Source organism: Ruegeria sp. HKCCD7296, assembly GCF_013110775.1.
Lineage (GTDB): Bacteria > Pseudomonadota > Alphaproteobacteria > Rhodobacterales > Rhodobacteraceae > Ruegeria.
In genome coordinates, this window is the sequence record NZ_WVRF01000023.1 from 1 (window position 1) to 24709 (window position 24709).

Consider the following 24709-nt stretch of genomic DNA (forward strand, 5'->3'; position numbering starts at 1 on the left):
ACTTTTGGACGCCGATTACCCTAATACAGGGGTCAATTTTGCATGCCGGTTCACAGTGGCGGCTTTCACAAAGCCTACCCGATTTAGCAAGAAAATTGATTGAAAATGAATGATGACGACACGGCAAATTTATGTGTTTACAATCGAGCAATAGTGAAAGTTCATTTCGCATTGCGACGTCTAAGAGAGGCTTATGAGTTTGTCATCAGCGTCTCTTTTGGTTGGCGAAATCCAGGTTTCACCAGATACCACGTCCGAAAAAACGAGCTGCGTGAGCCGGCCTGATGGATTTTGGCCTTATCTGCTGCGCGGAGCTGGTCCTTCGTATTCACTGCTAGTCAGGTAATTTCAGGTTGGAGGGTACGACATGGAATTACCAACACTGACCTACGAAATGATAGCCGTACTGAGTCTATTGTCTTTTACGGTCTTTCTTTTTGTTACCGAGATTATACGGATCGATGTTGCAGCAATTCTTGTAATGGTACTGCTTGGCGCACTGAGCTATCTGCCGGGGCTAGGTAATCTAGCCGATATCTCCAAGCTCTTTGAAGGTTTTTCCTCGAACGCCGTGATGTCCATCATCGCAGTAATGGTAATTGGGGCTGGGCTTGATAAGACTGGACTGATGTCAAAGGTCGCGGCCTTGATCCTCAAGAATGGTGGCACGACTGAGGCTCGGATAATTCCCATAATATCAACAACGGTTGGTGTCATAAGCTCCTTCATGCAGAACGTTGGAGCTGCTGCGCTTTTTCTGCCTGTTGTTAGCCGCATCTCGGCACGTACGGAAATCCCGATGAGTAGGTTGCTGATGCCCATGGGGTTTTGCGCAATACTGGGTGGTACGATCACCTTAGTCGGGTCGTCGCCTCTTATCCTGTTGAATGACCTGATTGTATCGGCAAATTCATCCCTTCCGGCTGACCAACAAATGGAGACATTTGGGTTGTTTTCAGTCACGCCTATCGGTGTGATGCTGGTGCTGACGGGGGTGCTTTACTTTGTGCTTTTTGGTCGTTGGGTCCTTCCAGCGCAGCGGGAGCGTGGAGAAGACGCAAGCTCGGCTCGGTCCATGCAGACCTATGTCGAAAACACCTACGGGCTTAGGGCCGATATGTTCGAAATACGTGTGCCTGAAGGCTCGATCATCATCGGGCAAACGCTTGCGGATTTAATGGTCGCCCATAACATGTACATTCTTGGCACATCCTATCGCGGCCACAAGGTCATCGCGCCGATGGCTGATACCAAGATCGAAGCGCCAGCGCGGCTTGCAGTACTTGGCCTGCGCCGGGTGGTTGCGCAACAGTTCGCTGAGCCTTACGGCTTAGAGATACTTCCCCAACTAGATGTCTTTGCGGATGATTTCGCCGCGACCCAATCGGGCGTGGCTGAGGTTGTTATCCCGCCCGGTTCATCGGTTATTGGCCAAACTCCGATTGATCTGCGCCTGCGTCAGACACACGGTTTGTCTTTGTTAGCCATTCAGCGTGGTGAAGAAACACTGAGCCACGTTGAAACCGAAGATCATGCTGCAACGCATATCGGGCAAGTCCCTTTGCAGTCCGGTGATACGTGTGTGGTTCACGTGCAGTGGGACCGCCTGACACGGTTGAAGTCGGACAGGGATTTTGTCGTTGTAACTTCGGATTTTCCCCAGGAAGAGCTACGGCCACACAAGGTCGGATGGGCGCTCGCCTTCTTCCTAATAGCGTTAAGCTTAATTCTGTTCTCTGATCTGCGCTTGTCATTGTGCCTGTTGATCGGCGCTATTGGGATGGTATTGAGCCGGGTGCTCTCGATTGACGAAGCCTACGAGTCGATTAGTTGGAGTACAGTTTTTCTACTCGCTTCGCTGATCCCGTTGGGCCAGGCAGTTCAAAACACCGGCACAGCGGATTGGATTGCAGCGCATGTGTTGGCCCTCCTTCAAGGGTGGCCGATATGGTCGCTGCAAGCAGGAATCGCCGTTTTGGCAACGGCGTTTACGCTGGTCATGTCCAACGTAGGTTCAACTGTTCTGCTGGTGCCGCTAGCAGTTTCTATTGCCGTATCGGCGGGTGGTAACCCGGCTGTATTTGCTCTCACCGTGGCAATTTCAACGTCCAACTCGTTTTTGATCCCAACACACCAAGTGAACGCGTTGATCATGGGTCCAGCAGGCTACCGGGTGGTCGATTTCGTTCGCTCAGGTGGAATCATGACTCTCCTTTTCTTGGTTGTCTCAATGACCGGGCTTGCCCTTTTCTTCTGAGCCGCCTCTCGGCGGTCCGAACAGATCTGCTCTGCTTCAACTCAGGCGAACTCATAAATGAGGTTTTTGAGACCAAACTTTAGTGTTGGAGCAGAAGATACGAGACCTTCGCGATGAGTACGTTTGCTGCGATGGAGCGAAGAAAAGCGTCGAACTCATACAATCATGAAGTCGATATACGCGGGAACTGGACCGATTTTGTTTTATCGATCATTGTTACTTTGCCAAGACTGTCGACATTCTTGGAGACTTCACTATGAAGTTCCTTCGTACACCGGACCATCGGTTTGACGGGTTGCCAGATTTCACATTTGACCCACACTATCTTGATGTGGATGATACCGAAGACGGTCGTCTCCGAATGCACTATTTGGACGAGGGGCCGACACAGGCACCGCCAGTATTGTTGATGCATGGAGAGCCAACCTGGTGCTTCTTGTATCGGCGCATGATTCCGTTATTCAAAGATGCGGGCCATCGAGTTCTGGCTCCTGATTTGATTGGGTTTGGACGGTCGGACAAGCCAACTGAGCGATCCGATTACACCTACCAACGCCACGTAGACTGGATGTCCGAGTGGTTGCGGAAAGTTGACCTGACGGGCATCACATTGGTTTGCCAGGACTGGGGCGGCCTCATAGGCTTGCGGTTGGTTGCGCGTATGCCCGAGCGGTTCTCACGTGTGGTTGTGGCGAACACGGCCTTGCCCACTGGTGACACACCCTTGGGCGAGGCATTTCTTTCATGGCGGGAATACTCACAATCTGTGCCTGAATTTAATTCGGGCCGGATCGTATTCGGCGGCACAACATCCAAGATTTCCGACGAAGAGGTTGCAGCCTACAACGCACCGTTCCCGGATTCACGCTATTTGGCAGGCGCTCGGCAGTTTCCAATTTTGGTGCCCGACAAACCCGACAACCCAGCTTCTGAAGCCAACCGAGCCGCATGGGAAACCCTCAAGACACTGAACACTCCGTTTCTGACTGTTTTTGGAGAAGACGATAGGGTCATGGCAGGAGTAGACAAAATGTTCCAAAAGTCGATCCCTGGGGCATCTGGTCAAAATCATATCGTTGTGCCTAAAGCGGGGCATTTCATTCAAGAAGATGCTGGCACAGAGCTAGCACGCGCGACCTTGAGATTCATTGAGCAAACCTAGCGGCTATCAGTTGCTGCAATCCGTCGGAATGGTCGCCTTTAAAAGATGTTCGACTTTGCAACAGTTCCCGTCCAAAAAGGCTGCTGCTGATGGTTCTTCTGAACCACGCCTTAGAGGTTCCTCTTCGAATAAATTGATAGGACAGGCTTGAACAGCGCAGCCAATCGCAGAATCGATTTTATGTCTTCCCTTGCGGCCTCAACTCACACCAAATTTGCGGCGCATATGCTCAGCTAAGGCCGTTATGCGACGTGGTTGGGCTCGGCTAGGCGGGAACATCATTTGCAAAGGTTTCGGCGGCGGGAGGAAGTCGCGCAAGACAGAAACAAGTCTGCCAGATCGAACATCGTCGCCGACATCCAGCTCCGACTTCAATACGACCCCATGGCCTACAATCGCCCAATCGCGGATGAGTGAACCATCATTGACTATTCGATTTCCTTTTACTGATACGCGCTGGGCATTTGGTCCTGATCCAAACTCCCACACGTTGTCGATCATGTCGCCAAACCTCATGGCCAAGCAGTTGTGGTTTAATAGATCTTCTGGTTTTTCAGGCGTTCCAAATGAGGTTAGGTATTTTGGGGATGCACATACGAAACGTTGGTAGCTTCCTAGATTTCGCAATCTGAACGAGCTGTCTGTGATGTTGCCGAAGCGAACGGCGAGGTCAAAACCCTGGCCTACAAGGTCGACATAGCCGTCCAAGAGGGACAGTTCGATTGAGATGGCAGGGTTCTCTTGGGTGAATTCGGCAATAACCTTGGAAACAATGCTCCGCCCCAAGTCAATCGGCGCGCTTATTCTGCATTGCCATCGAATCTGGCCCGATGGTCTCGAGTACGCAGGGATCGATATCATTCGCCTGGATGCTGAAGGAAAGGTTGTCGAGCACTGGGATGTTCTTCAGGAAGTTCCAGCAAACAGTGAGAATGACAATGGCATGTTTTGACGTAATCCTTAGGACAGCGGTGCATGGAACTTCGAAAGGTCTTGTCGGCTGAACCACGAAAGCTTAAGGGCATAAGTCTGATCCAAGAAACCCGTCGAAGCGTATCTATCAAGAACCTTTAAGCAAGGAGATAAATATGCTCCCGAAGAGTATTCTTGCGGCGACCTTTGGATTATTTGCAGCCACTTCGCTTCAGGCTGGTGTACAAATTCGCTTTATAGAAGGCGCACCCAAAGACCGTTTTGTTCTAACAAACGTCGGAGCTTGCGAAGTAGAAGCCTCGACCGTCAAAATTGACTTGTCGCAATCTGCCGGACGTTTGATTTTCGACGTTACCGAAAAGGGTGCGGGTGTAGAGGTCTTCCAACCGCTTGAATTCGTTGAGGGTGCGGATGCCTTGCGACAAATTCCAGCGGTCGTGGACGGGCAAGATGCAATTGAACTTGAGATCGCCTCCCTCGCAGCCGGGGACAAACTCTCCTTTACCATTGATGTCGATGACACTATCGGGCAACGCGAAATCACCGTAACAGGGTCAGAGATCGAAGGCGCCACGGTGTCATTTACCGATGAGGGTGAGACCAGTACTGCGACCTTCTCTTCCGAAGCACTTGTGAACGTGACGACCAAGGACTGCTGAAAGCTATCCTACAATGTCGAACTGGTTGATCCGCATAGCATTCCTTGCGCTTGTGGTGGGCGGCGGCATCCTGATTGGGACACTGACTGCACCTGACGAATGGTACGCGCAGCTTTCTAAACCGGCTTTCAATCCACCAAATTGGATATTTGGCTCGGTCTGGACTGTGCTTTATGTATTGATTGCCATGGTCGGTTGGCGTCAGTTCGAAACAGACCGAAGCTCGACCGCAATGAATCTTTGGTGGGCGCAGATGGGTCTTAACTTTTTGTGGTCTCCAACCTTTTTCGTTCTGCAGCTGCCGTGGTTTGCCCTTGTGGTTATTGTTGCGTTGTTGGCTGTCATCGCCACGTTCATTGCTCGGATCAGGCACTCTGATCGTGTCTCCGCGCTGGCCTTCCTGCCGTACTTCGCATGGGTTGCATTTGCCACGGCGCTGAACCTTTCAATTGCGCTACTGAACTGAGAAGGAACAATATGCGAGCCAACTTCATTGGACTTGTTTCAGGTCTTGTTATCATCGGATGCACAATGGCTCAGGCTGATGGAAAACTGACTGAAGACTTCTCCAAGTCTCCGGAGACGCGTTGGGACTACGTTGCCGACACGGTGATGGGAGGAGTTTCTTCAGGGCACGTGCAGTTTCGTTCGGAAGGTGATGTTGCATTCGCACGGTTGACCGGAACCGTGAGTACAGAAAATAACGGGGGCTTCATCCAGTTCCGACGCAAGTTGTCTGATCGACCGGATGATGGTGTATCAGGTGTCAGGTTATTGGTGCGGGGGAACGGCGAACATTACTTTGTTCACCTCAGAACGCGTGGCACAGTGCTACCGTGGCAATACTATCAGGCCGAGTTCGCAACTTCTAACGATTGGACCGAAGTTTATTTACCTCTGTCAGGTTTCAAGGCTTCAGGTGCCATGTTGCGTGCTATTCCCATTGCTGACGAAATCACTTCAGTTGGAGTTGTAGCCTACGGGCGCGATCACGAGGCCCGCGTAGATGTCAGCGAGATTGGTCTCTACTGAAGGTCAGGTTCCTAGTTTCACCTCGGATGCCAGCCATTGTGAAACTTGAGGTTGTCTTGTCTCAGGACGTTGATTTCGCGAAAACCTTGGCCATCCAATCAAGGCTGGTGGTTTTGACGCAACCTCAATTCAAACGTACTCTACCAGCAGCCAAGCGCAAACGAGGACCATGTCTGATCCTGAACACAGAAATGACTCTGCCGTGGACGCCCGCTACGGGGGGCTGCCGGTTCTCCTTCGGATCGGCTGGCCATATTGCTTTTGAAATGCCCTGCGCAGCCCCGAGCCTGAAGAAAAGCCGCAGCGCAGGGCGATTTCCTCGATGCTCAGCCGGGTGTGTGTGCTCAGATCACGCGCACGTGTCAGGCGCATGGCCTGGTAGTGCCGTCCAGGGGACACTCCGAGTTCTTGGTGGAACAGGCGCGCCAGACTGCGTTCAGACATGTTGGCGCAGGCCGCAAGCTCGGCCAGAGGCAGGGGTTTTTCCAGCGTGTCATCCATCCTGGCGGACAGCATACGCAGCTTCTCGGAGCCGAAGGCGCGGAGCCCATGCAGCGCGGAGCCGGAAAGTTGCGCAGTTGTGTTGTCCTGCAGGAACATGGCCGCCGCCTCTTGCGCAGCGGCGGCCCCGAAGTGGCCAGTAATAAATTCCAGAATCAGATCAAGCGCGGTTGCCGCACTGCCACAGGTCCAAAACCGCCCATCTTGCACAAACCGGTCAGGTGATACCGCAGTGGCCAGAAAGCTTTCAGAAAACTCGTCAAAGAGCTGCCAGTGAATGGTTGCCCGTCGACCGTTAAGCAACCCCAAGGTTGCCATCAGCCATGCGCCAGTGTCTGCTCCGATCACCACTCCTGACCGCAGCAGAGGGCGCAGCTGCCGTGAGAGTTGTTTTTCTGCGGCCTCTTTGCGGAAGTCATCCCCGCCTACGATTAGCGTCAGGTTGGCCGCTTCCATGTGTTTAAGGCAGTCGTCTGGCGCAACCCGAATGCCGCTTGAGCTGGTCACAGGCGCGTCATTCACCGTCAGAATTGTCCACCGGATGTCTGCCCCACCGCTGTCGCGCACAACACGCAGAGGTTCCAGCAGGCAGGCGAGGACGATGTTGGAGAACCGCTCCGACAAAAGAACTGTGATGGTGAGTGGAGCCATCTTGGCAGAATCCGCGCGTTTTTTGGCAATATTGGTTCGGCGGCTTCGGAAACGCAATCGTAACGTCAGTTCAGTGCTAGAAGCCCGACAAGGAGATAGGTTGATATGACGACACGGCCCCTTGACCACATCCGTGTGCTTGATTTTGGCCAATATCTGGCTGGTCCCTTGGTCGGCATGATGTTGGCCGATATGGGGGCTGACGTGATCCGCATCGACCCGCCCGGTGGGCCGCGGCTGAAGGACCCCGCCACCGACATGCTGTCGCGGGGGAAAACTGCGGTGACTTTGGATCTGAAAACCGAGGCGGACCTGAGGACGGCACGCGAACTGGTCGCGCGCGCTGATGTGGTGATCGAAAACTTCCGACCCGGTGTGATGGAGCGGTTGGGTCTGGAGCCTGAGGCACTGCGCGAAATCAACCCGCGCATCGTGTCGCTGTCCTTGCCAGGCTTCGCCTCGACAGACCCGGCTCTGGCAGATCTGCCAGCCTGGGAGGCCGTAATCGCTGCGCGTACTGGGCAGTTCACCGATATGGGCCTGAACCGGCGATTGATGGGGATCAACCCGTCCTTTACTCCGCTGACGCTTGCTTCGGCTTATGGGGCGGCATTCGGCGCAATGGCGGTTCAATTTGCGCTGCTTGCCCGGAACCGCAATGGAGGAGAGCACATTGAGGTTCCGCTGGCCTCTTCGCTGCTGGAGGGGTTGGTCTATAACTGTGAACAGATCAAGGATTACCCCGAACGTTACAAATCCCCGCGTGAGGTAGAGCTTGACCGGCGTGCGGCCGAAGGTCTGCCCATGGACCTCAGCTTTGGTGAGTTGGAAGAGTTCCTGGATCCGTTCTACCGCACTTATACCTGCGCGGACGGGCGTGGGTTCTATGTCGTGGCAGGCAGCGTCAAAACACATCCACGTCGGGTGTTGGAGACGCTGGGCCTGAAAGAACTGGCGGATGAGCTGCCTGATTTCGATGCTTATCTGGATACGGCGGACTGGCCGGATGACTGGTCCCTGCGCAACTACCCCGTTGGCGACCGGGACCGGGCGCGCGTGTCAGCAGCCATGAAGGCTGCGTTTCTGACCAAGCCCTCGCAAGAATGGGAGATCCTGTTTGGCGCGGCCAAGGCGCCAGCCACGGCGCAACGATTTACCAGAGAATGGCTGGCGGATCCTCATGCGCTGGCCTCAGGTTTGGTGCTGGAGGTCGACGACCCGCGCCATGGTGCCATGCGGCAGATGGGGAACGTCGCGTGGCTGGCCGGGGATGAGGGTGCCTTGGTCAAACGTCCGGGGCCGGATTCAGTTAGCGCCCCTTTGACCGACATCCTGGCTGAGGCTCCCCGGACGGGAAAAGGCGGCGACAGCGCGGGAGGCTGGCTTGAAGGATTGAAGGTGCTGGACCTGACCAACGTAATCGCCGGTCCGACCATCGGATCGACCCTGGCCCGCTACGGAGCGCAAGTGACGTCCGTGCAGCCGGTGGAACCTTCGGTTGATCCCTGGAACACTGTCGTTTTCGGTTTGCACGCGCATCGCGGCAAGGAAAGTGTCCTGCTGAACCTGCGCTCAGAGGATGGGCAGGTGGCCTTGCGCAAGCTGATCAAGAGATCAGACGTGGTCACAATGAACGGCACAGACGAACAGCGCGATGCCTTGGGTTTGGGTGAAACGCAGCTTGCAGCCATCAACCCGCGCCTGATCCTGGTACAGCTTGACGCCTTTGGCGGTCCCGCACGCGGTCCGAAATCTGATCACCTGGGTTACGATGACCTGGCACAGGCCGCGACCGGGGTCATGGTGCGTTTTGGCGGTGGTATGCAAACGCCTGAAGAACACGCGCACTTCGGGACCATCGACGTATTGACCGGGTTCTGTGCTTGCGTAGCTCTGGGGGCGGCACTTCTGCGGCTTGAAAAGACCGGCAAAGGCGGCATTGCCCGTGCTGCACTGGCCGGTGCGGGAAATCTAATACAGGCGCAATTGATGTACGATTTTGACGGCCGTGCCCCTTTTGATGAACCTTCAGGACGCGAGGCCTTGGGCTGGGGTCCGTTTTATCACTGCTACCGGGCTGCAGATGATTGGATGTTTTTTGCGGCCCCCTCTGAGGAACGAGGCGCGCTGATGCGCGTGCCGGAACTGGCTGACCTGGCCAAGATACCTGAAGAAGAAATGGTTGCAGCACTTTCAGACCGGTTCGCAATTCACGACGCGGCTCACTGGGCGCAGGCTTTTGCCGGAAGTTCTGCCACAGCAATGCCGTTGGGATCGCTGCATGAAACCCGCGATGCGGTTTTGCAGCCTGAGAGTGAGGGGCAAATCGACCTGGCGGGGAATACCTTTAGCGTGATCCGACACGACCAACATCCGATGGGCCGCTGGTGTGATCTGGTGGCGCCAAATGCGGTTCGTCCTGCGCGCGCGGCGATCGCGATCCCTGGGCCAATGCCCAAATACGGATCCGACACACGTCGGATTCTGAACGAAATCGGCTTCTCTGGCGACCAGATCAAGGCAATGATCACTGCTGGAACGGCAAGCGAAAGCTGGTCCGAAAAATATCTGCCGGAATAGGATGGTGAGATGACACGCTCGGAAAGGCCAGGCCCTGCCACGACGCCCCGCACGCGGGCCAAGGCGCGGCATATCCTGGACAACTACTATATCGGTCCGGCGCGCGATGACGCAGTGCTTGAGATCTGGGGGTATACCGACCGGATGACCTATGCCCCAGGTGACACAGTGACGTTGCGGGTGTCGACCACCGCGGCGCAGTGGAACGTGGAGATGGGACGCGACGGACTGCGTTATGAACCGCTGCTGTCCGAAACCGGGCTAACCGGCGTGCATCAGGACACGCCCGTCGAGTGTTCCGTCAGCGGTTGCGGGTGGAAAGGTTCCTATTACTTCACCATTCCGGAAGGCTGGCGCGAGGGCGGCTATCTGGTCACACTCAGCGCAGAACGCGATGGAGACCGGGTTGAAGAACATCACCTGTTCCTGCTGCGCCGCGCGGCCGAAAGACCCCCGGCGCCGTACCTGCTGGTCTGCGCAACAGGCACTTGGCTGGCCTATAACTGCTGGGGTGGCTCGAACCATTACGAAGGAATCCACGGACCCGAAGGCAATGAATTCTCACCGGTCGTTTCCACCCAGCGCCCGTGGACGCGGGGGTTCTGCAAACTGCCCGAAGGTGCCCCCCGCGCGGTGCCCGAGGCTCCGCATGTGCCCGGCGGCATGGTGCGATATCCCTACATGGAATGGGCCTATGCCTATGGCTATTCCAAGAAATACGCTTCCGCCGGCTGGGCCAGTTACGAACGCCATTTCGCGCGCTGGGCCGAGGCGCAGGGTTTCGAACTGGACTATGCGACCCAACATGACCTCGACGCTGATCCAGAGCTACTCAGCCGCTACAAATGCGTGATTTTCGTGGGTCACGACGAATACTGGTCCGCCAATATGCGTCATGCGGTCGACGCCTATGTTGATGCAGGCGGGCGGGTCGCGCGGTTTGGTGGCAACTTCCTGTGGCAAACCCGGATCGAGGACGAAGGCCGCACCCAGATTTGCTACAAATACAACGCCGAACGCGATCCTCTGATCGGAACCGATCAGGCGCATCTGGTCACGGCGGCGTGGGAGGTGGACCCGGTGAACTGGCCGGGAGCCCAGACTTTCGGCGCAAACGGGCTGAAAGGCGTCTATGCCGGCCTGGGCCGCTGCGTCGGCCAGGGCAGTGGTGGTTTCACGGTCTACCGGCCCGAACATTGGGCGTTCCAGGACACGCAGTTGGGTTATGGCGATCAGCTGGGCGCGGCCTCTCGCATCTTTGGCTACGAAGTCGACGGGGTGGACTACCGGATGGAGGACGGCTTGCCCTTTCCCACCGGCAGCGACGGGGCGGACCCGGCAATCCAGATACTGGCCCTTGGGCTCGCCACCAATGTGGAACCCGCGCATGGGGTGTGGGGCGAAACAGTCTATATCGGCGACGACGACGCGAAGTTCAAAGCGCAGACCGTTTTTGGCGAGATCACACAGGACTCGTTGGACCGTAGCACCCGCGGTAACGGCGTGATCCTGCATTGGGCGCGCGGCGAGGGAGAGATTTTCAACGCCGCCACCTGTGAATGGGTCATGGGCCTCACCCGGCGGGACTGGCAGGTCGAACAGATCACCCGGAACGTGTTGGAGCGGTTCAGGTCCTGAGCCTAAGGCCGAACCATCAACTCTTCCGCCTGACCCGCAACTCAGTCGACGAAGGCCTCGGCCTGCAGTCTGGCGCCAGAATTCACCTGCAGAAATAGCCCCGGTTCGAACTGATCGATTGCGTTCCGACGCCGTCAAGCCGCCACTGGTCAAGGAACTTGTCAATAAAGGGAAAAAGCCGATGGCGATGCCCCGTCTGTAACCCGCCGCCTCCCGAACCATATGGGGTTTGTCAGCACTTAGCCTCGCTCGGCAAAGTCGGTCGGAGCGCCGACCGCGTTCAGCCAGTGACGCCAGGTCGAGCGGTCGCGTTAATGGATGTGCGGAAGCGCCTCTTTCCAGAACGCCTCGCCGATCTGGGCGCCAAGCGCAGCGACCGGGTTGGCCTTGGTGTCAAACAGCGGCTTGGCGTCTTCCAGCGCGGTTATCCGATGGCGCCGCGTTCAGCGCCTGGGTGGCGCGCAAAAAGCTCAGGCTTTCAGCGGCGTCGTGGAAATAGACCAGCGCGCCCAGATAAGAGAGGCCTTTTAGATCGGGCAGCACGTGCGCTCCATAGGTGAGCTTGGCTCAACCACCTGTGTCGAATTAGAATTTATCAAACAAATTCGAACGGGACCTTGTGGTGGGCAGGAAACCCACAGGGAACAGAGCCACATACCGCGGCTTGCGGCGCAGAATCCGGGGTGGGGTCATTTCTGTTCTCTTGGTGAGGCATTGCTCCCGTCCCCACTTGGCTGATGTCAGAGTGCGTTTGAAATGGGATAGAGTCAAAATCGCGACTCCAGAGGTCAGCGACAAAACTCCTGCGAATACAACACCGGCAAAAGAAACAACCAATGGCTTCAAAGAACAAACTTGCAATCGCGTGCCCCGTCGTAGTCACCTAGGGCATGGGTTTTGGAGGATGTCGATGGCGCCGTGGAAATTCGTGGTTTATCTATTCTGCACGGTTGCACTGGTCGCTTGTGCCCCCAAAACACGTACATATGAAAAGACAGTGACGGCTTCGCTGCCAGCGAGTGCAAATACAACTTTGGGACAGGCAGCCAACCGGCTTGGCGACCCCAAAGACGGTCGGTCGGGTGTCAAGCTAATCAGTGATGGGGAAGAAGCGCTTGTCTCTCGGCTGTTGATGGCCGCTGCAGCCGAGCGAACAATTGACGCACAATATTACCTTCTGCACGACGACCCCACGGGCCACCTATTCGCAGCCAGTCTGTTGCAGGCAGCAGATCGGGGTGTTCGTGTCCGGCTTCTGCTGGATGACATGGATACGTCCAGCTATGACGCGATGACCGCCGCTTTGGACAACCACAAGAACATAGAGATCAGGCTGTTCAACCCGTTTTGGAGGGATCAAAGCCTGCTGATTGCAGGGCTGACAGATTTCAAACGCATCAATCGCAGAATGCACAACAAGTCCATGACGGCTGACAACGTGTTTACAATAGTGGGTGGCAGAAACATCGGTGCCGAGTATTTTCTGGCACGGAAGGAAATGAACTACGCAGATTTGGACGTATTGGCAGCAGGTCCTGTTGTAAGTGAGGTCTCCCGCAGTTTCGATGCGTATTGGAACAGCGAGTTCGCCGTTCCTGCGCGTGTGGTCGTTGGTGAACCTGAAGAATTTGATCTTGGTGATGCGCGCCGCATGTTGAATGAACTGGTCGAGAAAGCGAAGCAAACGCAGTACGGCGCGGCCCTCAGAAAGTCAGCAAAAGAGAATTTTGCGGACGGAGCCCTATCATTGGATTGGTTGCCCGCAAAACTGTATGCTGATCCGCCTTCAAAAGCCGCAGGTCTCGAGAACTCAGATCCAATTCTTGCGTCTCAATTGCTTCCGTATTTCGAGAATGCCAGCAGTGAAGTGAATATCGTGTCCGCCTATTTCGTGCCGCGCAACAATGGTGTGAAATGGCTGACCGAACTAGAAAGCCGCGGTGTCGACGTAAAGGTTGTAACCAATTCCCTGGCATCTAACGATGTCGCACCCGTTTATGCGCACTATGCCAAAAAACGCCGAGCACTATTACGCGGTGGAGTAGAACTCTACGAGCTACGGCCTGACGCCTATCAGGTCCAACGCCGCGGTATCAACTGGGCTCAGTCCAGGTCGGGCTTACATTCCAAGGCATTCGCAGTTGATGACCGTTACTTGTTTGTGGGATCGTTCAACTGGGATCCGCGTTCTGTCAACATAAACACGGAAATGGGAATTCTGATAGATTCGCCGACCTTGACCACGCAAACCATGGGTGTTTTGGACGAGGCGCTACCCGCATACACTTATAACGTGACGCTAGAGCAAGCTGGTCAACTAAAATGGACGACAAGAGGAGAGGATGACAACGTTCTCGAATATCGATCAGAGCCGACGGGGTCGGCCTGGGATCATATAGTCGCCGGATTTCTAAGTATTTTACCAATCGGGTCTCAGCTTTAGTTTTTTTGATAGATACTCTGACGGCTTGCCGACGTAATTGGGGAAGCGGCTGCACTTGAAAAGGTTTTACCGTGAAGGATTTCAACCACTATGCTGGTGAAGCTGGCGAGAGCCATCGGCAAGATGTCGAAGCCAAAAACGAAAGGTGGCGCTTTGCTCTATCCGCTCAGGCAATCGAATTTTCAGAACCTGTATCCTACAAGAACCCCATGTTCTTAAGGATAAAGTCTGTATGGAATGAAACATTCCACGTAATGCCAGCTCCCCAAGGACTGATGAATCTTACGGGGGTGATCCGCGTGAGCGCGAATGAAAGCGTGCCTCGTGACATCATAACAGGCGACGTTTGATGGACATTGTTCTTGTAACAACAGTGGTTGCTTCGCTTTTCGTGGTTATCGGCCTTGCCGAGCCAGTTGCGGCACGCCTTCAAATTCCATACAGCGTCGTTCTTGCGGTTCTAGGCATCATAATTGGTGTTGCCGCGACCTTTTTCCTTCAGACTGATCTGACGGAAGTGATGAACCCGGTGGCGGAAGCAATCCTCGGGTTTCCAATCCGCGCGAATGTGTTTCTTTACATTTTTTTGCCCACGCTACTCTTTCAGGCGACGTTGGGTATGAACTTGCGACGTATGCTGGACGACTGGGTGCCGATACTCGTTCTGGCTATTGTCGCGGTATTTGTGGCGACATTCACCGTTGGGTTTGCTCTTGCGGCAGTTAGTTCCCTTCCTACCGTTGCTTGCCTGCTGCTGGGCGCCATCATTTCAACGACGGACCCATCGGCGGTTGTTAGCATCTTTCGCTCGATTGCCGCCCCGCAAAGACTGGCGCGAATAATCGAAGGCGAGAGCCTTTTGAACGATGCAGCCGCAATCGCCCTATTTGGACTGTTCATAGGATTCGTCATGGTCGGCGCGCCCGACCCGCGACCGCAAGATGCTTTGGTTCAGTTTCCGTTACTTTTGGTTGGGGGGGCTGTGACAGGATGGGTTCTCGCGCGTTCCAGCTTATGGTTGATGAACTTGATTGAAGGTTTCGAGCTCGCTCAAATCTCGATCTCCATTGCCTTACCTTATCTGGCATATGTCATTGCAGAGCAGAGTGTCGGCGCGTCGGGTGTAATCGCGGTTGTTGTGTCTGGGATCACATTGAACCTATCTGCGCCCGGCCGACTGACCCCCCAAGCTTGGACAAGCCTCACAGATGTATGGGACGTTCTTGCGCATTGGGCCGGAGCTTTGATCTTCATTTTAGCGGCGCTTTTAATCCCCAAACTGTTAAGCGGTGTTCAGTGGACAGACTTTGTGCTGATCTTGGTTGTGATTGTTGCCGCAGTTGCCGCGCGGGTCTTCATTCTGTTTGGTTTTCTGCCATTTTTGTCACTCGTACGTGTTTCACCACTTGTGGAACGTCCGTTTCGTTACGCAATACTCTGGGGCGGTATGCGAGGTGCGGTGACGCTGGCATTGGCGCTTGCTGTCACCGAGAACAATCAAGTCGCCGCCGAGACGCAACGCGCCGTTGGTATCCTCGCGACGGGTTTCACCCTATTTACCCTGATCGTTCAAGGGCCGACTCTCAGGCCCTTCATACGTCGCCTTGGGCTCGATAAGCTTTCATCAGTAGACGAAGCCTTGTCCCGCCAGGTTGTTGCTGTGTCGCTCCAGACAGTTCGGGAAGATGTGGAAAAAACAACTGCGAGCTACGAACTGAATCCGGAAATCATCAGGTCTGAAGCTGTTCAGTTCGGGCAAAGACTGGAAACAGAGGTTCGCTCGGCCGAAGAGCGCAAAGACATTCTTGACCGGGACCGCGTAACCCTGGGCCTCCTTGCCCTGGCAGGAGCGGAACGAAATTTTGTTCTTAGCCACATGCGCGACAGATCACTTTCTATTCGACTGGCCGAAAAGGCGCTTCTGGATATTGACCGGCTTATTGAAGCAACACGCTTGCAGGGCCGCACGGGATACTTGCGAGCGGCACGTCGCACTGTGGACTACGGACGTTTGTTTCGCATTGCCGCTTTTTTAAACAACAAGCTCCGGCTGCAAACACCACTTGCCCGTGTGACCGCGCACCGTTTTGAAGTCTTGCTTGCACAACGCCTCGTTCTGCGGGACGTTTATCGGTTTTTAGAACGACGCATTCGCCGAATACATGGGCGAAGGGTGACGGACATTCTAAGGGAGCTTGTTGATCGGCGCGCAGAATATGTCGATACAGCTCTTGACGGCCTTCAGCTTCAGTACCCGGGTTTTGCAGAAGAAGTTCAGCGTCGTTTCATTCGCCGAATTGCTCTGCGGCTGGAAGAACGAGAGTACACCGAAATGTTCGATGAAGGGCTCATAGGTGCAGAACTCTATTCCGTACTCTTGAATGATGTTTCCGCGAAACGTGCAAAGGAAGAAGAACGCCCAAGGATCGACATTGCACCGCGGGCCACCGAGCTTGTAAAACAATTGCCCGTATTCTCAGACGTGGATCCCGCGAGGCTTAGAAAGCTCGTCCGCGCTTTGAAGACGCGCTATGTTGAGGCAGGCGAAGTTGTCATCCAAAAAAACGCTCCGGCGCGAAGCGTGTACTTCATTGCGTCAGGAGCAGTTGAATTGGAGATGGGCGGCCAGAGTTGGCGGTTGGGTAGGGGTGAAATTTTTGGGCAAGCTGAATTATTGCTCCGCCAAAAACGCCGCGCCTCCGTCCAAGCGATTGTACCCACGACCTTATTGGTTTTGGATGAAGAAAAATTCCGGAGGCTTGTTAAGCGCAGTAAGGCGTTGCGCGAAGCCGTACTTTCGAGCGCCGCAAACCAAGGTGTCGAACTGGAAAAGCTTCTTGAGCCGAAGTAACGCCCAAGTTTTCGAATTGCACGAAGTCCTAGCTGATGACGCTTGGACAGGTCTCGATAGTTACCTGTCTGCTAAACCCGTGCCGGTGTGCTCATGGCGTTGCTTCATAAATTTTGAGTTCATTGAATAACGGAGTTCACCCACTGCGCTGCGCGAATGGTCAAAGCGCATGAATATCGATCGGATCAGAGAAACCTTTGATCCTGGTGCCACCAAATGTCTGCAACACGTCAGCCCCTTCCAAAAGATCGAAGGTTTCTTGATCAATCAACATCCGGCTTCCGGTTTTCTGCGTTTCTGCTTCCAGGCGCGCAGCAAGGTTTACGGTCGATCCGATACAAGTATACGTCGCCCGGTTGTCTGTCCCGGCATAGCCAGCGACGACTTCGCCAGTCGCTATTCCGATACCGATCTTTAGGTCGCTTTTCTCTTCTGCGCGCCGTTCGAGATTTAACATCTCGATCATGTTGTGCATTTCATGTCCTGCCGCCACTGCACTTTGCGCCGAGTTGGGCAGGGGCTGCGGAACTCCGAAAAGAGCCATCAACCCGTCACCCAGCATCAGGCTGACAATCCCGCCATTGCTGGTAACTGCCTCAAACATCAAGGTGTAAAAGGTGTTGAGCAGGTCAATCGTATCCTCAGGAGCGAGGTTTTCCGACAAGGTCGTAAAGCCGCGAATATCACAAAATAGAACCGAAGCATTGGCGCGCTTACCACCTATGGCAAAGCCAGATTCCTGTAGGTCTTGGGCCACCTCAGTTGTTGCAAAACGCTCTAGCAGTCGCTTTTGTTCGTCCCTGAGTCTTTTCTTTTCAAGGCCGCTGGAGACGCGCGCACTGAGAAGTGTCTTGTTGACTGGTTTCGGCAGGTAGTCTTCGGCACCCAATTCAATGCAGCGTACGACATTGTCGAGTCCCTCAACAGACGACGTCACGATCACTGGCAAATCCCGCAGTTCGGTGTCCGATTTGACAGCTTCAAGAACCTGGAAACCGTCCATTTCCGGCATCTCGATATCCAGCAAAAGCAAGTCAAATGGCTGACCAGACAACATCTCCATCGCCACTCGGCCGTTTTCCGCGACCGATGCTTGATGGCCCAAGAGTTCTACACTGCGAGATAAAAGCAAGCGATTGACCTTGTTGTCGTCGACGATGAGCAAATGACCGGGGGCGTCAGACATCAATCAGGCTCCGTAGGGCAGTAGCTGCAGTGGCGAGGGCGGTCTCTAAAGCGGCAGCTTCTGTTAAGTCTCCGGCTTCGGGCAGTTCTCCCAGTTCGACTTTCCTGGCCAGTTCGGCAAGAGCCGTTGCACCGAACGTGTTGGCGTTCGACTTGATAGAATGTGCAGCACGGCGGTATCGGTCGGCATCGGCTTCGTTCGCGGCCGCTTTCAATTCGCCAATCATACTTGGCGCTTCGTCGAGAAAGGTGTTCACAAGCTCTGCTGCAAACTCTTCGCCTGTGGCGTCCTTTAGCTCCATGAAGATTTCATGATCAATCGGGCTGTCTGTCATGGATCACCTTCTTGTTCTGGGGCAATTTAATAGGGCTTCGATGAGGACAGGCACGCGGATCGGTTTGGTGATATAGTCGTCCATCCCTGCTTCCAGACACATCTCACGGTCGCCCTGCATGGCGTTGGCGGTCATCGCGACTATGCGAGGACGGCTTCCATCCGGATGCGCTTTGTTGATACGGCGAGACGCTTCAAGCCCATCCATCTCGGGCATTTGCACATCCATGAAAACGACATCGTATGTCTGCCGGTTGACGCTTTCGACAGCCTCGGCACCGTTGCTGGCCAAATCAGCGCGATAGCCCATCTGTTCCAGCAGGCGGAGTGCAAGTTTCTGGTTCACCAAATTATCCTCTGCCAGCAAAATTCGCAGCGGATGGCGCGTTGCCATGTCCGGATCGGTTTGGGGTTTGTCCTGTGGTTTTGACGGCTTTACGCGCACCTTTTCAGTCGCGAACAGTGTGACCAGAGTATCGAACAGGTGGGATTGGCGCAAAGGTTTGGCAAGGTTGGCAGCAAAGAGCCCATCCTCCAAATCTATTTCGCGCGGGCCAAGTGAACTGAAAAGGATTAGTGGCAACCCAGGCTTCTTGGCGCGTATATGTTTGGCAAGCTCTACCCCATCCATTTCAGGCATATGCATGTCTAGAACTGCTAAATCGAACTCGATGCCTTCTCCAAGTATACTCAGCGCTTCTGACGGAGTTTCACACGTCGTGGTCCGGGTGCCCCATTTCTCGGTTTGAAGAGACAGGATTTTGCGATTGGTGGCATTATCGTCGACCATCAAAATGCGTTTGCCTTCAAGTTCAGGCTGAGGGCCGACAAGATTGCGGGAGGACGGCTTAACTGGTTTTGCAGGTTTTGCCTGAATCTTGAAAACAAAGGTGGAACCGTTTCCCTCTCCTTCGCTTTCAGCCCACATGGTCCCTCCCATAAGTTCGGCGAGGCGTTTCGAGATCGCAAGACCCAGACCAGTGCCGCCATATTTGCGGGTCGTTGAACTGTCTGCCTGGCTGAAAGACTGAAATAGGCGGCTCATACCCTTTTTAGATAGGCCGATACCTGTGTCTCGGACTCTAAACGTCAGCTCCAGTGATCCGTTTACCTCGGCAGATTGCTCAACTGACAGAACCACTTCTCCGCTTTCGGTGAATTTCACAGCGTTAGAGAGAAGATTCAGCAAAATTTGCCGCAATCTGGTCAGGTCCGCGCTGATCGCCTGGGGGAGTGAGTCATCGAACTCATAGGCCAAATCGAGTTGTTTCTCGGCAGCCTTGCCGCTGACTAAATCGAGCGCGCTTTCTATACATTCGCGCAGGTCGAACGGATGGTTCTCGATATCCATCTGTCCAGCTTCAATTTTCGAAAAATCGAGGATTTCGTTAATGATACCCAAAAGCGCATCGCCACTATCGCGGATCGTATTCGCATAGTCACTTTGCTCGGCATCCAGCTCTGTGTCCATCAACAGCCCACTCATCCCGATTACGGCATTCATGGGGGTTCGAATTTCGTGGGACATTGTCGCCAGGAAAGCACTTTTTGCTTCGTTTGCTTCCTCTGCGGCCTTTCGCGCCTCTTCGGCCTCGCGGAATAGGCGCACGTTCTCGATGGCAATTACCGCCTGATCCGCAAACGAGTACGCGAGGTCGATTTCATCTTTGGTGAAAGCCCCGGCTGTTTTCCGAGCGAAAACCAACACGCCCAGACACGCTTTGCCTTTCATCAAGGGCAGCAACAAAGCGGCGCGAATGCCATGCCGATCATACGTAATCTGTTCAAATGGCGAGAGCTCGATCGTGTCCCAATCGGGCAGATGAAGCATCTTCTTCTGATGAAGAACCTGAGCAGGAAAGCTGAACATCGGATTCGGGTCGATCGGAAAACTTTGGTTGCCTTCAAGGGTGGCAACTCCTTCTGCACTGACCCTTGCCAGAACCTCGAACGTATTATCTTGCGCCGTCATGGCGGCTACCATGTCACAGGAAACCAGCCGTACGCCTGCCTCTGCAATGGCCTCGAAGACAGGTTTGATGTCGTCAGGAGATTGGCTGATCACCCTTAGAATGTCCGCACTCGCAGTCTGACGTGCCAAGGAAGCCTGAGTCTCGTTAAACAAGCGCACGTTTTCCAGCGCGATGATGGCCTGATCTGCAAAAGACTCGGCAATCGACACTTCGTCGTCCGTAAAAACCTTTGACGTCTTTCGAATAAATACCAAGTTGCCGAAACAGTCTTTCCCGCGCATCAAGGGCACCATCAAAGACGATTTAAAGCCCTTTTCGCGAAAGATTTTTTTGTCGCGCCGCGGTAATTCATCGTAGCGCCACTTTGGCATGTGCAGCGTCTTACCACTTTTGATCGACCAGGACGGTAAATTGTCCTCGGGATCAATCGGAAGCCGATCCGTCCACTTGACTTCTTCCACACCTTGAGGAGTTGCGACAGCGACCTGCCAAATCTCAGCTCTATTGGCTTGAATGGCAATAGCCAGGTCGCAGTCTATCAGCGTCGTTGCCAGTCCGACAATCTTCTCGAATACTGGTTTGGTATCGGTTGGGGATTCAGAAATAGCTCTGAGAACGTCCGCACTTGCTGTTTGGCGGGCAAGTGCAGTTTGTGTGTCATTGAAAAGCTGCGAGTTCTGAATGGCGATAATCGCTTGCGAAGCAAAAGTTTCCATCTGCTTGATTTGCTTCTCGTCAAAAGCTGCGGGGGTTCTGCTCCCCATGCTGATGACACCAATTGTGTCGCCGTCACGTATCAACGGTACCGAAAGGACGGATCTATAACCGTCGAGGTTCGACTTCAGAACTGGATCATAATTGGGATCGGCCTGAGTATCTTCGACGTAATCGGCGTGCCCATACAACAGCGCCCGTGCAGTTGCAGATGTTTCCCCCGGTTCAAATGGGTGCATTTTGATAAAGTCGGTGAATGCGTCTGACACGTTGTGGCCAGCAAAGAAATGGTACTTGCCATCTTCAGGTTTCTTCAGCGCCACAAAAGCATCTTGAAGGCGGCAAATACGGGACGAAACGGCAAGCAACGCTTCCAACACCGGCTCTAAGGCGTCCGGAGATCGGGAAATAACTTCGAGTACTTCACTCGTGGCCTTTTGATACTCCAGCGATTCTTCAACTTCTGCCGTGCGCCTTTGCACTTCCTCGAAGAGCTGCGTGTTGTTGATAGCAATCAGGGCCTGGGACGCGAATGTTTCCAGAAGGTTGATCTGTTTGCCGCTAAATGCCGACGCCTGCCTGTGTGCCATAACAATAACACCAAGCGTGCGACCATTTTTGACAAGTGGGACCCCCAATGTAGTAAGGTAATCTCCTATCTCCGCGGCTTCTTTCCACGTGTAAGAGGCATCGTTCCGAGTATCCTCGATATAGACCGTTTCTCCATGCAACGCGGTTCGCCCTATACATGAACCTTCGTCAGGAGCAATTGGGTTGTTTGACAAGAAATCCAGGAACGCGTCGCTTACATTATGGGACACAACCACGCGATAAAGCCCATCGTCGGCATCTCGCATGGCAAAGAACGCATACTCTGGCGAGCAGATGCGCGACGATACCTCCAGGATTGCATCCAACACAGGCGGTAGATCGTTGGGTGACCGGGAGATGACATCAAGCACCTCAGATGTGGCTGTCTGGTACTTCAGTGTCTCTTCAACTTCGGCTGTACGGGCCTGAACTTCTTCGAACAGCTGAGTATTGTTGATCGCGATTACGGCCTGAGCCGCAAAAGTTTCTAAAAGGGCGATTTGCTTTGCATCAAACGGTGCGACTTTGTCGTGGCACAAGACTATCACTCCGACCACAGCTTTGCCCTTGATCAGTGGTACGCCCAGGAGCGAACGGTAATTCCCGATGCGCGCGGCCTCTTTCCATTTGTACTCGTCCGCCTCGGTATCCTTGTAATAGACTGTTTCGCCTCGTGCAGCTGTTTGACCAATGCCGCTCCCGTGTCCTGCTGGCACCGGGTTAGCTTTCATGAATTTCATGAATTCGCTGTCAAAATCGAGCATGATGTCAGTGTGATAAAGGCCGTCTTCGGGATTCAGGAAGGAAATAGCGGCATATTTTGGTTCGCAGATTCGGCTTGCGACCCTCAGGATTTCTTCGAGCACCGGTCTCAGCTCGTCTGGAGATCGCGAGATGACCGACAACACGTCAGAGGTGGCGGTCTGGTATTCCAAGGCTTGCGTTACTTCGGCTGTCCGATCCTGCACTTCCCGGAACTGGCGGACGTTTTCCATTGCGATTACGGCTTGAGCTGCAAAGGTTTGGACCAGAGCCACATCGTCGTCTGAGAAAGGTGCAACTTCACGACGATAGAGCACGATCACCCCGAGACCGGTGCCGTTCTTCATCAACGGAACCGCCAGAACCGAGCGGGCTCCTTCAATCTCAACCATCTGAACCCGTTTTGGGTCACGATCCCTAAAGTAAAGAGGATCGTCCGCGATGTCGTCCTGGCGAATGACCTCGCCATCGATCATTGGTTTGATCGCAATTAATTCAGTGCGCGTTAGCGGCTCTACAAAGTTTTTGAGCGCTTCGTCAAAATCGGTTCTTGCGCCAATATTGGCCGGGATCGTTGCGAGACCGCGTTCGTGATCAGCGACACATAAAAAGGCCAACGGCGCTTTGCACAAACGGCTGGAGTTTTCGAGAATGCTTTGGAATACAGGTCTTTCGTCATCGCGGCTGCGGCTTATGACTTCGAGGATTTCTCGCGATGCTTTTTCGCGCTCTAGCCGTTCCTGAACCTCTCGAAATTGGCGCGTATTTTCTATCGCTATGACTGCGTGTTTGGCGAACTCTTCGATGAATTGCACGTCGGGATCAGAAAATGGGCGGACCTCGCGGCGGCTAACCGCAATAGCACCGATCGCCTGTTCCCCCTGCATCAAGGGCACAACAACCCGTGACCTGATGCCTTCGATTTCGACCATTGTAACAGCCGTAGGATCACCCGAGCGGTAGAACTCGGTGTCGGCGATGTCCTCGACACGTACAACCTTGCAATTTCGTATCGCCGCCGCTGCCGTGACCGAACCATCAAGAGGCCACTCCTCTCCTAATTCAACGTCGGTTCTATCGTGCCCCCATGCACCGGCCAATTGAATATGGGTTCCCGCAGCGTTGACCAAAACCAGCGCCGCCTGATCCGCGTCACAGATTTCCGTGGCCTGCTGAAGCACGGCTTCAAAAACTCGTGCGTCATTGTCACGGCTTTTGCTGATGACACTCAGTACCTCCTGCGTCGCCGTTTGCCGTTCTAATTGTGAGCGCAGCTCCTTCATTTGGCGGGTATTGTCGATTGCGATCACAGCCTGCGCCGCAAAGCCCTCGACCAAAGAAATCTCGCTGTCTGTAAAGGGCCGCACTTCCCGACGGTAAATCCCGATGACGCCTACAGGATCACCATCCGCAGACATCAAAGGAACCGTCAGAAACGATCGGACGCCTTCTTCATCAACCAATTGGCGGCGCCAACGATCCCCGTTGATGTAGTGGTCTGTCTGGCGCAAATCGACATTGTGAATGACCCGCGCTTCCCGCACGGCTTCGGCAATCTGTAAATTCGAATCCAAAGACCAACGATCCACGCCGACTTTATATGTGGCCAATTGATCGCCAAAATGGGCCGCATATTCCAGATGGGTTCCCGCCTCATTTACGAGGCTCAATGTAGCTACGTCCGTTTCGCAAAGCCGGGCCGTATTTTCCAAGATCGTCTGAAATACCGGTGCTTCATCATCCCGAGACCGGGTGATCGTCTCCAAAACGTCGCGCGTGGCACCTTCGCGAGCCAATTGGGCCTGCAACTCGCTGAACTGGCGAACATTTTCTATCGCGATGACCGCCTGAGCGGCGAAAGTTTCAACCAGCTGCACCTGATCGTCAGAGTATGGTCTCACTTCGTTCCGTGCCAGCATCAGGCAACCGATTGCGCTGCCACCTACCTTTAACGGGACAAACAGATTGCTCCGGCACCCATGCGTGTCGACAATGAGCTTAAAGCGCTCATCTCCTGATCTATGGAAATCGGTGTCGCCCATGTCGACAACGCGTCTGGTCTCACCGCTGAGAATAGTGTCAGTTACGATCGAGTTGCCCGGCTCCATCGTATACTTGCCGTCGCGCCAGAGCTGTTGGATATCCGGGTGTAGATTGACGCTGGCAACCAGTTTCTGACGCGCATCCCCTTCGCGTCCAAGAACCAGACCAGCAAAAAAGGCATCACAGAGATCTTTTGCCAGTGTTACAATAAGGTCGCATACCGGCTGTACATCATCCTTGGTCTCGGAGATCGCTTGCATAACCCGTGCGGTTGCTTCGAACCGCGCCTGCTGATCATCCGCGCTGAGCCCCACACTGTGCGCAGATGACGACGCTGAACTTCCGGCTTCTTCCGATGTCCTCTTCCCATCCACCTGCGTTCGAGCTCCCGCGCAAACCA

General features: G+C 54.3%; 16 protein-coding genes. 10 read left to right on the plus strand and 6 right to left on the minus strand.

Features of this window, described 5'->3' with window-relative positions:
- Positions 1 to 367: 367 nt before the first annotated feature.
- Positions 368 to 2257 carry an SLC13 family permease gene (locus GS632_RS20605; RefSeq protein ID WP_171722397.1) on the plus strand — a complete coding sequence of 630 codons (1890 nt, stop codon included), beginning with the start codon at positions 368 to 370 and terminating at the stop codon, positions 2255 to 2257.
- A gap of 256 nt (positions 2258 to 2513) precedes the next feature.
- The gene (locus GS632_RS20610; protein ID WP_171722398.1) at positions 2514 to 3419 is read left to right on the plus strand and encodes a haloalkane dehalogenase; all 906 of its coding nucleotides are present in this window, start codon (positions 2514 to 2516) and stop codon (positions 3417 to 3419) included.
- A gap of 198 nt (positions 3420 to 3617) precedes the next feature.
- On the opposite strand, the gene GS632_RS20615 is transcribed toward GS632_RS20610, so the two are convergent.
- Positions 3618 to 4280: a substrate binding domain-containing protein gene (locus GS632_RS20615; RefSeq protein ID WP_171722399.1), complete on the minus strand. Its 663-nt coding sequence runs from the start codon at positions 4278 to 4280 to the stop codon at positions 3618 to 3620.
- Positions 4281 to 4507: 227 nt separating this feature from the next.
- Here GS632_RS20615 and GS632_RS20620 point away from each other — a divergent pair, with 227 nt between their 5' ends.
- The 3 genes from GS632_RS20620 to GS632_RS20630 are packed head-to-tail and all read left to right on the plus strand — an operon-like array spanning position 4508 to position 6043.
- The gene (locus GS632_RS20620; protein ID WP_171722400.1) at positions 4508 to 5011 is read left to right on the plus strand and encodes an aggregation factor core; all 504 of its coding nucleotides are present in this window, start codon (positions 4508 to 4510) and stop codon (positions 5009 to 5011) included.
- Between the two features lie 13 nt (positions 5012 to 5024).
- Complete coding sequence (locus GS632_RS20625; protein ID WP_171722401.1) at positions 5025 to 5477, plus strand: TspO/MBR family protein; 453 nt, start codon at positions 5025 to 5027, stop codon at positions 5475 to 5477.
- Between the two features lie 11 nt (positions 5478 to 5488).
- Entirely contained in the window at positions 5489 to 6043 is a 555-nt protein-coding gene (locus tag GS632_RS20630; RefSeq protein WP_171722402.1) for a CIA30 family protein, read from the plus strand.
- Between the two features lie 213 nt (positions 6044 to 6256).
- Here GS632_RS20630 and GS632_RS20635 read toward each other — a convergent pair whose 3' ends face one another.
- The gene (locus GS632_RS20635; protein ID WP_171722403.1) at positions 6257 to 7195 is read right to left on the minus strand and encodes a GlxA family transcriptional regulator; all 939 of its coding nucleotides are present in this window, start codon (positions 7193 to 7195) and stop codon (positions 6257 to 6259) included.
- A gap of 105 nt (positions 7196 to 7300) precedes the next feature.
- Between GS632_RS20635 and GS632_RS20640 the strand changes: the two genes are divergently transcribed.
- Entirely contained in the window at positions 7301 to 9775 is a 2475-nt protein-coding gene (locus GS632_RS20640) for a CoA transferase (RefSeq protein ID WP_171722404.1), read from the plus strand.
- A gap of 9 nt (positions 9776 to 9784) precedes the next feature.
- The gene (locus GS632_RS20645) at positions 9785 to 11413 is read left to right on the plus strand and encodes a N,N-dimethylformamidase beta subunit family domain-containing protein (RefSeq protein ID WP_171722405.1); all 1629 of its coding nucleotides are present in this window, start codon (positions 9785 to 9787) and stop codon (positions 11411 to 11413) included.
- 393 nt (positions 11414 to 11806) lie between these two features.
- Here the strand turns inward: GS632_RS20645 and GS632_RS20650 are convergent, their stop codons facing one another.
- Complete coding sequence (locus tag GS632_RS20650; RefSeq protein ID WP_171181941.1) at positions 11807 to 11956, minus strand: hypothetical protein; 150 nt, start codon at positions 11954 to 11956, stop codon at positions 11807 to 11809.
- Positions 11957 to 12323: 367 nt separating this feature from the next.
- Between GS632_RS20650 and GS632_RS20655 the strand changes: the two genes are divergently transcribed.
- From GS632_RS20655 to GS632_RS20665, 3 genes are all read left to right on the plus strand, one after another.
- Positions 12324 to 13856, plus strand: coding sequence for a phospholipase D family protein (locus tag GS632_RS20655; RefSeq protein WP_171722406.1), 1533 nt, complete (start codon positions 12324 to 12326; stop codon positions 13854 to 13856).
- Positions 13857 to 13927: 71 nt separating this feature from the next.
- A complete protein-coding gene (locus GS632_RS20660) occupies positions 13928 to 14206 on the plus strand; it encodes a cupin (protein ID WP_171181937.1) in 279 nt (92 codons plus the stop codon).
- Positions 14206 to 16707 (plus strand): cation:proton antiporter, encoded by a 2502-nt coding sequence (locus GS632_RS20665; RefSeq protein ID WP_171722407.1) that lies wholly within the window; start codon positions 14206 to 14208, stop codon positions 16705 to 16707. Before GS632_RS20660 ends, GS632_RS20665 begins: the two co-directional genes overlap by 1 nt.
- A gap of 160 nt (positions 16708 to 16867) precedes the next feature.
- On the opposite strand, the gene GS632_RS20670 is transcribed toward GS632_RS20665, so the two are convergent.
- Genes GS632_RS20670 through GS632_RS20680 form a run of 3 tightly spaced genes read right to left on the minus strand, consistent with a single transcriptional unit; the run spans position 16868 to position 24683 of the window.
- A complete protein-coding gene (locus GS632_RS20670) occupies positions 16868 to 17893 on the minus strand; it encodes an adenylate/guanylate cyclase domain-containing response regulator (RefSeq protein WP_171181933.1) in 1026 nt (341 codons plus the stop codon).
- Positions 17886 to 18227, minus strand: coding sequence for an Hpt domain-containing protein (locus GS632_RS20675; RefSeq protein ID WP_171181931.1), 342 nt, complete (start codon positions 18225 to 18227; stop codon positions 17886 to 17888). Before GS632_RS20675 ends, GS632_RS20670 begins: the two co-directional genes overlap by 8 nt.
- Before the next feature lie 3 nt (positions 18228 to 18230).
- Complete coding sequence (locus tag GS632_RS20680) at positions 18231 to 24683, minus strand: GAF domain-containing protein (protein ID WP_171722408.1); 6453 nt, start codon at positions 24681 to 24683, stop codon at positions 18231 to 18233.
- Positions 24684 to 24709: the final 26 nt, after the last annotated feature.